At 51.3% G+C, this 13340-nt stretch carries 11 protein-coding genes; 2 read left to right on the top strand and 9 right to left on the bottom strand.

What is annotated here, in order from left to right; genetic code table 11:
- Positions 1 to 147 precede the first annotated feature (147 nt).
- The 4 genes from HBA55_RS27820 to HBA55_RS27805 form a co-directional block, all read right to left on the bottom strand.
- A complete protein-coding gene (locus HBA55_RS27820; protein ID WP_166998238.1) occupies positions 148 to 1071 on the bottom strand; it encodes an alpha/beta fold hydrolase in 924 nt (307 codons plus the stop codon).
- Entirely contained in the window at positions 1071 to 3230 is a 2160-nt protein-coding gene (locus HBA55_RS27815) for a TonB-dependent receptor (RefSeq protein WP_166998237.1), read from the bottom strand. Before HBA55_RS27815 ends, HBA55_RS27820 begins: the two co-directional genes overlap by 1 nt.
- A 428-nt stretch (positions 3231 to 3658) precedes the next feature.
- On the bottom strand, positions 3659 to 4882 hold the full coding sequence (locus HBA55_RS27810; protein WP_166998236.1) for a FecR family protein: 1224 nt from the start codon (positions 4880 to 4882) through the stop codon (positions 3659 to 3661).
- Positions 4830 to 5450, bottom strand: a complete 621-nt coding sequence (locus HBA55_RS27805; protein WP_166998235.1) for an RNA polymerase sigma factor — start codon at positions 5448 to 5450, stop codon at positions 4830 to 4832. The genes HBA55_RS27810 and HBA55_RS27805 overlap by 53 nt, the downstream gene beginning before the upstream one ends.
- Positions 5451 to 5665: 215 nt before the next feature.
- On the opposite strand from HBA55_RS27805, the gene HBA55_RS27800 reads away from it, so the two are divergent.
- Positions 5666 to 6406, top strand: a complete 741-nt coding sequence (locus tag HBA55_RS27800) for a hypothetical protein (protein WP_166998234.1) — start codon at positions 5666 to 5668, stop codon at positions 6404 to 6406.
- 131 nt (positions 6407 to 6537) lie between these two features.
- On the opposite strand, the gene HBA55_RS27795 is transcribed toward HBA55_RS27800, so the two are convergent.
- Complete coding sequence (locus HBA55_RS27795) at positions 6538 to 7584, bottom strand: AraC family transcriptional regulator (RefSeq protein WP_166998233.1); 1047 nt, start codon at positions 7582 to 7584, stop codon at positions 6538 to 6540.
- A 254-nt stretch (positions 7585 to 7838) separates the two neighbouring features.
- Here HBA55_RS27795 and HBA55_RS27790 point away from each other — a divergent pair, with 254 nt between their 5' ends.
- Positions 7839 to 10133 (top strand): TonB-dependent receptor, encoded by a 2295-nt coding sequence (locus HBA55_RS27790; protein WP_166998232.1) that lies wholly within the window; start codon positions 7839 to 7841, stop codon positions 10131 to 10133.
- 258 nt (positions 10134 to 10391) lie between these two features.
- On the opposite strand, the gene HBA55_RS27785 is transcribed toward HBA55_RS27790, so the two are convergent.
- The 4 genes from HBA55_RS27785 to HBA55_RS27770 form a co-directional block, all read right to left on the bottom strand.
- On the bottom strand, positions 10392 to 11129 hold the full coding sequence (locus HBA55_RS27785) for a TetR family transcriptional regulator (RefSeq protein WP_166998231.1): 738 nt from the start codon (positions 11127 to 11129) through the stop codon (positions 10392 to 10394).
- A gap of 90 nt (positions 11130 to 11219) precedes the next feature.
- Complete coding sequence (locus tag HBA55_RS27780) at positions 11220 to 11540, bottom strand: DUF2798 domain-containing protein (RefSeq protein WP_206020009.1); 321 nt, start codon at positions 11538 to 11540, stop codon at positions 11220 to 11222.
- A gap of 60 nt (positions 11541 to 11600) precedes the next feature.
- Positions 11601 to 12809, bottom strand: a complete 1209-nt coding sequence (locus HBA55_RS27775; RefSeq protein ID WP_166998230.1) for a cytochrome P450 — start codon at positions 12807 to 12809, stop codon at positions 11601 to 11603.
- 23 nt (positions 12810 to 12832) lie between these two features.
- Entirely contained in the window at positions 12833 to 13153 is a 321-nt protein-coding gene (locus HBA55_RS27770) for a 2Fe-2S iron-sulfur cluster-binding protein (protein ID WP_166998229.1), read from the bottom strand.
- Positions 13154 to 13340: the final 187 nt, after the last annotated feature.

Genomic DNA, 13340 nt, shown 5'->3' with positions numbered 1-13340 from the left:
TCTAGCCGTAGTCCTATTGAATTTGGACGGATTCAATCGTCACCCAGACTTCTGCGTCAGGCCTCCAGAAGCTCAACAATCCGCGACTCTGTATCAACAAATACAGCCCCGAAGTGCATACGCCAGGTCCGTCGACACCACGACTTATTAGCAGCTTTGTCCTAGCTCGATCATTCGGTTCCTCGCCTTTAGACCAGACACATTGATCTCCAACCACCGGATCAAATCCTGAACGACTTCCTTGCGAATGATCTCGTTCAGCAGTTCGTGGCGGCAGTGTTCGTACCGGGCTAGCGTTACCGATAAACCTGCAGCCCGGTATCTGTCAATCAACGGCTCAACCATGCCAAAACCGGCAACCATGGGGTCTCGATCACCAACAGCGACGTAGACTGGCAACCCCGCCCTGATATGAGAGATCCCCGTACTGTCGGCCAGCCTGTCGCCCTGTGAAAGCAAGGACTCCATGGAAGAATCATCCAGTGCAAAACCACAAAGCGGATCTTCGATATATTTGTCCACCTCCTGCTCATCACAGCTTAGCCAATCGTATGAAGTTCTTCCGGGTTCAAAACTTCTGTTCAGAGCCTGGAGCACATTCTCCTCGCTTCGAACCGATTCCGCCACTATGTCAAGCGCCGAAGTCCCCACCAGTACCAGTGCATCAATTTGATCGGATCGCTCAAGAACAAAAGCCTGGGAAACAAATGACCCCATGCTGTGCCCGAGTAGAATCAACGGAAGCCCAGGATGGTTCTTTTGGCATTGGGTTATCAGTGCCCCCAGATCATAGACGACCGTCTCAAAGCCGCCATCCCCGAAACTACCTGGGGCACCGCCGGACTGGAGCATGGTTTGACCATGCCCTCGATGATCAATCCCATAGATATGAAAACCACTATGCAGCATCAATTCCAGCGCAACCGGATAACGCCTGGCGTGCTCACCCATACCATGAGCAACCACCAGCACGGCTTTGGGTGCCTCTACCCGCCAATGATAGGCTACGGCCTCCATACCATCGGGCCGTTCCAGAATAAAACACGATTCCTCTATATCTATCACATTCATTAGAAATTCACCGTAACGTCAATGCCAAAGCGTCGCGGAAACGGCACTGTCGCAAATCGGGTTTGTGTCGTAACTTCAGTTTCCACCCCCACAATTTCATCGTTGTCGGTCAGGTTCTTGCCGTATAATGACACCTCGAACTTGTTGGAGGAGCTGCGATACGCGATTCTTGCACCCACATCCCAGGAGGAATCTCCGGTAAATTCCGGGCTGTTGGTTGCGTGAAAGTACTGACTTCCGATGTAGTTGGCATCCATATGAAAAATAAATTCGCCGTTGTTGTCAGTCACAATAGTATAGTTTCCTGCAATATTGGCTGATCTTCTTGGCGCTTCAATCAGTTCATTTCCCGACAGATCAACGCCATTCAATTCAAGCTTGTCGTATTCGCTGTCGAGCAACCCAAACCCCGCATTGAAACTCAGGTTTTCACTGACGTGTGCCGTTAACTCTACTTCGAGACCAGTTATCGTCGAACTGCCGGCGTTCAATAGCTGCTGATTTCCAATATTAACCAAATTAAGGAATTGTTGATCTGTAAAGTCATAGTGAAATACCGAAGAATTCAATGTCAGCCTTCGGTCAAACCACTGAGACTTGTATCCGATTTCAAACGCTTCAATTTTTTCCGGATCAGCCACTGTAACTTCCGACGGACTCAGAGCTCCTCCATTGATAGCACTGCTGCGATAACCGTAAGCAAACTGGGCGTACACCATGGAATCATTGCCAAAGTGCTTTCGTATTCCGATGCGGCCGGTTGGCTCTCCATCATCGTATCTGACCTTATCACTCTGACGTGGAACAATTGGCGTAACCTGGAAATCCTCCAATACGCCTTCGTCCTCGGTGTATCGTATTCCGCCATAGAAGGTAATGGATTCTGTCAATTCATAGGTTCCATCCAGGTAGATCGCATAGGACGTTCGTGTTTGCCTATAGCTCTGGCCGAGTACCGGGCCGCCAAACTCCTCCATGACATGGAATGTGGTATCAATATCAACGCTGTCTCTGAAATAATACAGCCCGGCGATCCAGGTAACATTTCCGTCTGTATTTGAACTGAGCCTGATATCCTGGCTGATTTCCCGGTGTTCGGCGCCGAAATCCAGATGCAGTATATTGTTAATGGTGCCATCGGCATCAACCAAATTGGAAAACTCACCTTCTATGTAAGAGCTGATGGAAGTCAAGGTGGCGAAGCCCAAGTCGATGTCGGCGGTAAGATAGCCCCCGGACCCAACCACTTCTATGTCACCGGAGCGATCTGTGGCGGTTTCATCACTGGCAAGTCTCTCACCGGTATAGGGATTGACACGGGGGTTGACACCAACGGAGTTGACACCGCCGGGCAACAACCCATCATTGATGGCGCCGATTGCTCGAGGATTGCTTTCGGTTCGAAACAGCCTCAAATTGGCCTCCACGCCATCGCCGTTTTGATAACCCAACGTCAGACGGAACGATTCCCGGTCGATATTGGATAAATCCCGGCCATCCGGATTCTGGTTTTCAATATAGCCGTCTGAAGATCCCATATTGAACGCCAGTCTGGCGCTAAGCGTATCTTCAATGATGGGCAGCTCTCCCGCCCCTTTTAGTTCCCAGAAGTCGTTGGAACCAAAGCCTCCAGTGATATATCCATCTTTTTCATAGATCGGCTTCTTTGAAATAAAATTGATTGCTCCAGCGGTTGTGTTTTTTCCAAACAGTGTACCTTGCGGACCACGCAACACCTCCACGCGTTCGATATCATAGATCTGAGCTCCCCCGAGGTAGGATGCGCCTATGTATACCTCGTCAACAAAAACCCCGGTTGGTGAAATTCCATTGAGATTGAACTCTTTGGTCGAAACACCCCGCATGGAGAATTTCGGCTGCATCTCGTTGCCCAGCAATGACACCTGAAGATTCGGAGCCTGACGGGCGATTTCGGTTCCGCTCTCTATCCTGGAGTTCTTGAGATCATCCGAATCCAGAACGGTTTCTGATATCGGCACTTCCTGAAGACTCTGAGCTCTTTTCTGCGCGGTAACCACAATTTCCTCAATCTCGAATCCCGCGGAATGGGTTTCGGCGACGGCTTCAAGTGATCCATTGCTGCCACCAAGGAACGATATCATGGCGGCAAGCAGTTGTTTTCTTGATTTTATTTTCATGTCTATTTCTCTACCTGAATCATTTTTGATTGTAATTATCAGGTGGCCGTTAACATCGAATTCATGGACTAAATTCGTTTCACTCAGAAGCAATGAGACAGCTTCAGAAACACTGTACTTGCCAATAACCGCACTAGTTTGGTGTAGGCTTATCGCTTCAAAATCAAAAACAACAGTTATGTCGGCCTGATTTGCAAGAGTTGTTAACGCACCATCTGCACGTTGCTGCGGTATTTCGAAAGAAATTACTTCATCAGTGGCGTAAACATTTTTTGATGCCGATAACGCAATACACATCAACATCATCAACTGCAATGAATTCACACGGAAAAAGCTTCCATCGAAACAGCATGCGCTAGCACATCCCAGGATCTTCAATTGGAGTTTTGCGAGCGCATAGCAGTAAGACCCGTCACACATCAAAAACCCTACTTTGCTTTGTTGTTTTTTTCGGAAATCAGAATGCTTCCGTTTTCAGAATAAACCGCTCTGACATTCAAACTCTTGGACAGGGAATTTACAAGTGCGTCAATATCGTTTATTTGAAACCTTCCGCCAACTCGGATATCACCCACATTGGATCCAACGATGATAAGTCGACGATCCGTATATCTAGATACTTCATCAATGACTTCGCGCAAGGTCTCACCTTCAAAAATCAGCGCCCCCTGGTGCCACGACAGTCTTCGACTGAGGCCATCGTCCTCAATAGAGTCTTTGGAAAGAATGACATCAGCATACTTCGCTTGCTCGCCAGCCTCCAATGTCGTTGTCGTTGGCTCGATAACGGTGTCTGCAGCGGGATCATTCGAGATTAAGTTCGATGGCCCGGCATTACCTGGGTCAAATTCCAGTGAGCGCCCAGCGGCACTGATTCCTGAGAACACCTTTACGGTACCCTCAGTAACGATCACATCGACAAAACTCTGGTCATACTTTACGTTAAAGGATGTGCCGACCGCCCAGACCACACCCTGCCCTGCATGCACAAGGAATGGTCTTTCGCTGTTGCTGGCAACATCAAACGTTGCTTCTCCCTTAACCAGACTGATCAATCGCTGGCTATCCGAGTATTCAACCACCAACTGGCTATTGGTATTCATTGCTACCGAAGTGCCATCGGACAGGGTGACAACTTCCTGCTCACCAATACCGGTTCGGTATACCGTTTGGGGCAGCCAGAGGGCTATCACCAGCCAGATCAAGGCGCATACCGATGACGACGCCCCGGTCAAACCTACAATATGAGCCCGGGAAAAACTCCCGGGACCAAACAGTTGACGCCAATCAGGACCGGTCCAACTGGGAAACCAGTGATGGCGGACAGGCGCCACCTCATCAGTTTCCTGGCCAGCCCCATTAGAATCTTCCAACGGCAGGAGATCCGCGATCTGTTCCAACACCCCCATGGAATCCCACAGGGCCAGTGCTCTACGAAAGTATTGTCGATGCAGCTCACTCTGCGACAACCACTCTTTCAGACGGAGGGACTCCTCGGTTGACATTTTCAATGTCGAGTTTTCGACGCTTCCTCGTATCCTGACGACCCACAGAGCCGCTTCGTCCTTTATTTGGTCGACATTTGGGAATTCCGCCACTTTAACCATGTCTCTTTCCCCGTTTCTGCGAACTTCCACGTCCATCTTGCTCATCCATAAAATCCATGCACCGCCGTGTTGCGCGAGCCAAATGTCCCTCAACCGCCTTTAGACCAATGTTCATCTCTTCGGCGATTTCCCTGTAGCTGTAACCGTAGATTCGACATAGCACAAACGCACGCTGACATTTTGGCGGCAAGTCGCCAACCGCTCGACAGAAGAGCTCGAAATTCTGGTGTGATTGAAACTCCTCCTCCAGGGTTCGTGTTTCCGTAATTTCTGCATCCGGAAGGATCTCCGTCATTAAATCGGTGAGTTTGTAGGACTGTTTACCCAACTTCTTCAGCGACAGATTTCTGGTTGCTCGATAGAGATAGGCCTTGGGGGCATGGATTTCACGCTCGCGCTGGGCTTCGATGACATTGACGAATACATCCTGCACGACATCTTCCGCCTCCTGGGATCGCTTGAAATAACGCGAGGCATACCGCAGCAGGGATGAACGGAGCTCAAAATAGAGACGCCCCAGATCAGCCAATCCCTGCTTGGAACTGGACGAACACTTTGGTTCTACATCTTTAAGACTAGGCACCTTTACACCGCTTGCACTTCGGGTCGACATTCGGTCGAGATCCTGGTTTTATGTCCACTTGTAATTGTAGCTCCACCACATGACCACACTTGGAGCAATTGTCTTGTCGCCGGCTTCTCGGCGATCCAGCATTGACCCTTTCCAAGGCGAAAACCCTACAATCTATCATTAAATTTCTGAAACAGGCCTCAATGATGGCCATTTATGACCCGTACCGCCGGTTGGACTGTACGAGCCCTTAGCTTATGCTTTTATCATCGCAGTGTTGTTTTGGAATCACGGTGCTACCTAAAACACCCATATGCCTTGTTGCCATGCTTATTTACGGGCTTTCCACCTCGACCATGGCTGATAACAGCCAAGATAAGAAGCTTCACAGGCTGTCACTCAAGATGGAGAAGGCAGCCCAAAAGGGACGTTGGCAGCGGGTGATTTCATTGGGCCAATCAGCGCAAATGACTTGTGAAGCGCTAAGATCAAAAAGAGATCCTGGATGTATTTCCATCAGGGTCAGGCAGGCGATTGCCTACTATCGCAGCGGCAATGCCGCTGAACACATTGCAGATATTGCGCAGACTTACCACTTGAGCCAATCCGTGCTCGGCATCGATCACTTCAGTACCGAAAGAACACGGGATATTTACCATCAAATGCTGATGGATGGCGAGCAATATGAAGCTGTTATTCCATTGGTGATTGAATACATTGAGGTGGAACGGTCGAAGAATAACGACCAGTTCAAGATATTGGACAGACTGATTCAGTTATACGCGCTTTACCATGTGACGGCGCAATATGACCGGGAGGAATCGGTTCTGAATCAGATGCTGGAGCTATCGGAAAAGCTGTTGGGTGCTGAAGATAAATATTCCATAAGAATCGCGATCCGATTGGCGGTGAAGTATTGTTCAGAAAAGCGCTATCATGATTTTTTCGACTTTGCGGAGAGACGCAAACTGGATTTGACTTGCCCAAGTTCAAGGTAGAGGGGGCGGAGGGTGTTGACTTCAAGACGCTGATCAGCCCCAGCGGAGATCGGTCAAGCCAAGATCCAGTTTGACAAGTTCTTGCAGAATGGCGAGGTTTTGGAGATCGATAAAACTGAAAACGTTATTCCTCAATGGCCAGCTTTTTTGGCTATCTCTGCCAACTCGCGTTCCTGACGATACTGCAGGGGTGACTTACCGGTCCAACGCTTGAAGGCACGGGTAAAATTGCTGCTGCTGGAAAAGCCCAGCAGGAAACTGATGTCGCCGAGGGTAAGGTCTTCTTCGGCCATGTGGCAAAACGCCTGCTCTCGCCGATAGTCCTCCACCAACTGCCGAAAACTGGTGCCGCGCTCTTCGAGTTTCCGGTACAGGGTGCGTTTGCTGACATGCATCTGTTGGGCCACCTCTTCCAGCGATGCCGTTCCCTGGGGGAGCAACATGGCAATGGTCTGGCGCAGCTGCCCGAGCAGGTCGTCGTCGCCTCCCACCCGTTGCGCCTGTTCATTGAGCAGACGCTCCAGGGAACGAGCCAACTGCGGACTGCTGCCGGGAATCGTCGCATCGGCGTCCTGCAGGGGAATATAAATGCGGATTTCGGGGTGACCATAACTCACCGGGCAGCCAAAGAACTGCTCGTAGACCTCGGGTTTTTCCGGCCTGCTGCGTGACAGCTCCATGCGCTGCGGACAAAAGTCTTGCCGGTAAACCTGGCGCCTGAGAGTGTGCATCACCGAACAGATCGCGTCCTGCGAATATTCCGACAACAGGCTCTTGCCGTTGTCACCCGGGAATAGCCGGGTAATGGAAACCAGGCAATCGCCCTCCTGCTGCAGCTCCATATGACTGGCTTTTGCCATCACCCGAAGATAGCGAACAAAGCACTGCAGCTGCTCACGAATGCTACAGGCACTCCACATGGCCATGCCCAGCGCACTCAGGGTATTCGGAGTTACAAAGGTTCCCGCCTTGAGACCAAAGGTGGAATCGCCGGTAATTGCCACCGCGTCCTCCCAAAGATGCCCCATGGTAATGATCGAGATCCGCTGGGAAGGATCCGACGAGCGTTCAAAATTGATGCCTCGGTCGGCCAGAAATGTCTTACTGTCCACGCCATAGCTTTCCATTGCGGAGGAAAACAGCGTCAACCAACTGCCAATTACCGTGGGCTCGGACATAGTCGTTTACACCGATTGTTTATCCGTTTTTTTGTCAATGCAGACACCTTACACAGTATAGGTAATTACCCTTATTAATTAAACCCCTATTCCTTATAGCCAAAACCAAGGGCAGAGAGGGTTTCGGCCGTTTGGGGTAAAAACTATGGCCTTTACGGAATAACGACCAACGAGGTCATCTACCTACCATAGATCCTGCCAATGAATGGCAAATACCGTTAACAACACCAATAACGAGCACAAAGAGAGTATCCATGAAAAACATCTGCCATCGCGCCAGCGCATTCCACCGATTCCCCAAGCACCCGCTCGGTAATCTGCTATTGGGCCTGAGCCTGGGTACCGCCCAGGTCTCGGCACACGCTGATACCCCTGAACAAGACACCCGCTTTGGGCAGGGTGCCTCCTCCTTGCTCGAGGAGGTCATCGTCACCGCCCGCAAGCGTCTGGAAGGCGCCCAGGAAACCCCGCTCGCGATCAACGCTTTCAATGCCGATCAGTTACAGGCCCTGAAAGTCAGAGATCTGACCAGCCTCTCTGTTGGCATGCCCAATGTCGCTCTGGACGATGTGGGTACCACCCGGGGTACCGCCAACTTCTCCATCCGTGGTCTCGGGGTCAACAGCTCCATTCCCTCCATCGACCCCACCGTTGGTGTGTTTGTGGACGGCGTCTATATGGGGCTCAACAACGGCATTATTTTTGACATGTTCGACCTCGACAGCATCGAGGTGTTACGCGGTCCACAGGGGATCCTGTTTGGCCGGAATGTCACCGGTGGGGCGGTACTGCTCAACACCAAGCTGCCGGGAGACGAATTTGAGGCCAGTGTGCGTGCTACCGTGGAAGGTGGCGGCGAGGCTCTGAACAAGTACCTGATGGCCAGCGTCAGCGGTCCCCTAAGCGAACGCCTGGGGGCCAAGCTCTCGGTCTACACCAATCAGGACGATGGCTGGTTCGAAAACGGCTTCAATGGCGACGCCTTTGGCAAGGTGGATACCATGATGGTGCGCCCGGTGATCCAGTGGGACATCAGCGATGACGCCCAGTTGACCCTGCGCTACGAGTATCAGGAAAGCGAGAGTGATGGCCCGGCGGCTCAAAATCACACCAACGGCAGCGGCGTCAGCACCCTGTGGGGCAATCAGGATCGCGACAGCCATGATCTGACCATCAATGAGGAGGGCCTGCTCGATACCCAGACCAACCTGTTCAGCGCCCGTCTTGACTGGGACGTTGGCTTCGGCGACGGAACCATCACCAACATTGCCGGCTGGCGTGATTACGACTCTCGCTCCCAGGGCGACATCGATGCTACGCCTCGCTCCATCTTTCACTCTGAGGCCTGGCTGCAGGCATCGCAGTTCAGCAATGAGTTGCGCTATACCGGCATCTTTGACGAACGTATCACGCTGACCACCGGGCTCTACTACTTCAACAATGACATGGCCTATCACGAGCGTCGGCTGCTGCTGGGCGCTGTGACACCGGACGGCTCGCCGGCCATTACCCAGGACGGAGGCGGTGATTACGACGTAAAGTCTCGGGGCGTGTTTGTTGCCGTGGACTACGATATGAGTGAACAATTGAGTCTCTCCGCCGGCTTGCGTTATACCCGTGAGCGAAAATCGGCCCGCATCGCTTCCCTGTCCGCCAACGTCAATGCCCCCTGCCGTATCGACCAGAACAGTTGTCCGGTCGACTTCAGCGACAGCGAAGACTGGAGCAGCCTGTCACCCAAACTCGGGTTCAACTACGAGCTGGTGGACCATGACGCGCGCGTGTATGGACACTGGACTCGCGGATTCCGTTCCGGTGGCTACAATCTGCGCAATACCGCCGGTGATCCCGCCAATGGCCCGGGCCCCTTCGACGAAGAAACCGTGGACAGCTTTGAACTGGGCCTGAAATGGTCATTGGGTGAGCGCGGCCGTGTCAACGCCGCGATTTTTTACACCGACATAGGCGATATGCAGCGGGAGGTCAACGAGGCTGACGCCGCCTCCGGGGTGGTACAGATCATTCGCAATACCGCCGATGCCGAGCTGATGGGCATTGAGGTGGACACCACCTACGCGCTGACAGACAACCTGTTGCTTACCGCCTCTCTGGGGTGGACGGATTCTGAATACACAGCGGTCAAATACGACCTCAATGGTGACAGTCTGGTCAATTCGCAGGACGAAGCCCTGGATATTCCCCGCGCGGCCGAGCTTACCTGGAGCCTGGGTTTGAATCACGATCAACAGCTGGGTGATTGGGGTTACGTAAGTTCCCGTATCAACTACGCTTATCGCGATGAATCGGCCTACACCGACAACAACCTGGGCTGGATAGGGGAGCAGAAGATACTCGACCTCGGAATTGATTTTCACACTCACGATGAATCCTGGGTGATTGGTCTCTATGGAAAGAACCTGCTCGATGAAGTCAAACACGGTGGCGATACTCAACTGCCCAAAGCCATTGGCCCCTTCCCTCTCGGCGGAACCTTTTCACCCTTGAGCAAGGGGCGCATCTACGGAGTGGAATTTACCTACAACTATTGAATCAACTCTCAGTAAGGCACTTTGCCTGGCCTCCTTAGGGAGGCCTTTTTTGTCGACTTCAGTATTGAGCAGGAAAACATCACAAACCCGACCACTATGCTTCTACTAACGGAGGGATGTTCAAGTGAAGGCTCAATGGCAACAAGGGAAAACCGGAATATAATATATTGGGGAGACTGATCAATTGAAGATTAACAGCGTTTGACGACTACTACTGTACAGGGTGTCAAAAATGCTGAGGTTAAATGATGCTCGCGTTTAGTCCAAGTTTAGCTCTCTGAGAATGTCCGTTACGATAACAACCCCTTCTTCGTCCAGAGGACTTCTCCAGTGGCAGGCATTAATTTGCATGTGATAGAATGTATCAAGACAAGAGCTCGAGTTCGACCGTTCAGGTATTGCCAAATGGCCTCTATCATTTAATCTACATTCAACTATCTTTTTCGATTCGTTGCCAACTTTCAGATATCCAAGGATCAAAAAGAACAAGTGATTCAAACGACGTTCAATGCCGTCGTCCAGAATCAGCTCTCCATTATTGATTGCGGCTTCCAGCAGGTGGACAACCAAATCATCATGACAAGCATTCGCTTTCTCTAGCCTGTCACGTCTTAATTCCGACACACGAGCCAGTAGAGACTCGCTGGCGGACAGCACTTCCAACTCTCCAGAAAAAGGATACCGTTTCATTTTATCTGTATTCAGAAGGCAGCAAGCTGCCAGCTTTTGCGGTGTGTTCATAAACATAGAGAACAGTTTCTCGAGCACTTGAACGCGGTGCTCAATTGACAAGGTGCACAAGGCAACAATAAGGTCCTCTTTACTATAAAAATGCTTGTACACTGTCCCCATCGACATTTCGGATTTTCTGGCAACACTGGACATCGTGAAATCGAGAAGGGAAGTTTCTTCAATGCAACACGCCGCTGACAAAAGCAACATTGACTCTTGTTGTGTCAGTCGCTGTTTTTGGTCAGGCAATTCACCATCCCCCACAAAATCATGAAATTCCCATAGAACTACATCTGTTTTTGTCAGCTCGTTGAAAATTGGTAAGCGGGTAATCTCTCAGCGGAGCCGATGACGTTAAGTTCGAACGTCGGATTCTGGTTTCAGCCGTTGATGTAGCTTCAATGTAGCCATAACCAGCTTGTGAACGAACGGTGTCACAAGGTAGGTCGCAGGAAAAGCAACGCAAGAGGCGATTATCCATGCATTGGCCCAAATACCGACGATATCTTCGGTCAAACCAACGTTATAGATACTGATAACGAGGGACATAATGCAAGGCATCACTATTGACATGTAAAAAGCCGAAAGAACCCTTTTTTGTTTCTTCTTCAACAACGGCTGTGACATGGTGGCTACTTGATTCCAATCAGTGAGTCTATTTTCAATGGATGCCATTGACCGTCATCCTGAAAGGCAATGGCATCTATCGTGCGTACTCAAGACGATAAAATCGGGCTAATCGGCTGCATACAGTTTCAGAGGCAGACTTGAAAGACCGCGCAAGGTATTGTTCAAGCGCCGGACCGGTTCACCATTGAGTTCAATCCGTTCCACACGCTTTACCAGCTCTGTCAACACAGACTCCGCCTCCAGTCTCGCCACCATCTGCCCGACACAGACGTGAATGCCATGACCAAACCCAACGTGGCCGACCGCACGCCTGCGCACATCGAACGTATCCGGTGCCTCCCAGCGACGCGGATCACGATTAGCGGCACCGAGAAACAGTAGCACTTTTTGATCGGCATCGATCGGCACACCCGCCACTTGGGTTTTGCAGGTAGTGGTGCGAAAGAAAGTCTGCACCGGAGACTGGAACCGTACAACCTCTTCAAATGCGGGGCGCAGCAGTGCAGGATTCTCACGAATTAGGGACCACTGTTCGGGAAAACTCGCAAAACTGTACAAGGCACTGGTAATACCGTACATGGTCGTATCCAGACCAGCGGTCAACAGTGAGCGTACCAACATTCCGGCCTCCTGTTCGCTGATCTCGCCGGCATCGGCGGCGGCATAGATTTGCGCCCCAAACCCATCCTCACTGAGCGCTTCGCGGCGGCATTGGTTCATGATCCAGTCAGTCACCTTTTCGGCCTCTTTGAACGCCTCTTCAAACAGTTCGTTTCGAGGCCCAAAGGCATTGAACGCCATGTTGGCATAGGGCAATAGATTCTCACGCCCCTCTTTCTGCAGCCCTACCGCATCGGGAAATACCTGTAGGGGAAATACTTCGGCAATATCTTTGACCCCATCAACCTCTTGCCGGGCAAGGGCGCTGTCGACCAGAAGCTTCGCCTTTTCATCAAAACCCTCACGCAACTTGTTCAGTGCCGCCCGATTCAACAATGGAGCCAATACGCCCCTGGTTCTGTTGTGCATGGGAGGATCCGCCTCCAGAATGATGCTTGGTGGGCGCCAGGGCTTCTCCTGATTGAAATTGCTCAGCCCACCTCCAGCACTGGAACAAAAGGTTTCCCAGTCGTCGAGCACATGGCGTACTTCCTCATAGCGGGCCATTGCCCACACTTTGTACTTTGGAATCCAGACCACAGGACCTGCCTCACGCAGTTGCTCATGGAATGGGTATGGATCGGTCAGGAACTCTGTGGAGAACGGGTCCACGTCCAGTATTGGCGCTCCTTGATAATGGGCCTCAGTTTGCATGGGTATTATCCTTTTGTTGGAATTCAGTATTGAGACTCGGGCAGGTGGACGACCAGGCCGTCCAACTCCTCAGAGAGGTTGATCTGGCAGCTGAGTCGACTATTGCTGCGCTGATCCAGTACGGCCGACAGCAGTTGATTCTCCTCTTCCCCGGCCACGGCCACTTTGCCAAGCCACTGCTCATCGACGTAACAATGACAGGTTGCGCATGCACAAGCCCCGCCACATTCGGCCAGAATCCCCGGTATCAGATTGTCGACGGCTGCCTCCATCAGGCTGCTACCCGCCGGGGCATCTACGTTGTGGGCACTCCCGTCGCTATTCAGGAAGGTTACGATTGGCATAATGGTTCTCGCTGTATTTATTGATTATTCACTGTTGAGGGATCTGTCATCGATAATCCCTGAATACAGGTTAACGCATTCGCAACCAGTAGATGTTATCCGTCAAAAAATCTATGCGGATAACTCCTGAATTTCGTTCACCATACACTTTTTATCATCAGGCCCTTCCCCAGTGATAACTCATCGT

The organism is Pseudomaricurvus alkylphenolicus, from assembly GCF_011683955.1.
Lineage (GTDB): Bacteria > Pseudomonadota > Gammaproteobacteria > Pseudomonadales > Cellvibrionaceae > Pseudomaricurvus > Pseudomaricurvus alkylphenolicus.
The sequence above is the reverse complement of the archived record's forward strand: the minus strand, read 5'-3'. Positions and strand labels throughout refer to the sequence as shown.

Bases quoted from the DNA above. Each gene is read 5' to 3' on its own strand.
- HBA55_RS27815 (WP_166998237.1), bottom strand. From the start codon at position 3,230: ATGAAAATAAAATCAAGAAAACAACTGCTTGCCGCCATGATATCGTTC.
- HBA55_RS27795 (WP_166998233.1), bottom strand. From the start codon at position 7,584: ATGTCCGAGCCCACGGTAATTGGCAGTTGGTTGACGCTGTTTTCCTCC.
- HBA55_RS27780 (WP_206020009.1), bottom strand. From the start codon at position 11,540: ATGGCATCCATTGAAAATAGACTCACTGATTGGAATCAAGTAGCCACC.
- HBA55_RS27775 (WP_166998230.1), bottom strand. From the start codon at position 12,809: ATGCAAACTGAGGCCCATTATCAAGGAGCGCCAATACTGGACGTGGAC.
- HBA55_RS27790 (WP_166998232.1), top strand. From the start codon at position 7,839: ATGAAAAACATCTGCCATCGCGCCAGCGCATTCCACCGATTCCCCAAG.
- HBA55_RS27810 (WP_166998236.1), bottom strand. From the start codon at position 4,882: ATGAGCAAGATGGACGTGGAAGTTCGCAGAAACGGGGAAAGAGACATG.
- HBA55_RS27770 (WP_166998229.1), bottom strand. From the start codon at position 13,153: ATGCCAATCGTAACCTTCCTGAATAGCGACGGGAGTGCCCACAACGTA.
- HBA55_RS27820 (WP_166998238.1), bottom strand. From the start codon at position 1,071: ATGAATGTGATAGATATAGAGGAATCGTGTTTTATTCTGGAACGGCCC.
- HBA55_RS27800 (WP_166998234.1), top strand. From the start codon at position 5,666: ATGCTTTTATCATCGCAGTGTTGTTTTGGAATCACGGTGCTACCTAAA.
- HBA55_RS27805 (WP_166998235.1), bottom strand. From the start codon at position 5,450: ATGTCGACCCGAAGTGCAAGCGGTGTAAAGGTGCCTAGTCTTAAAGAT.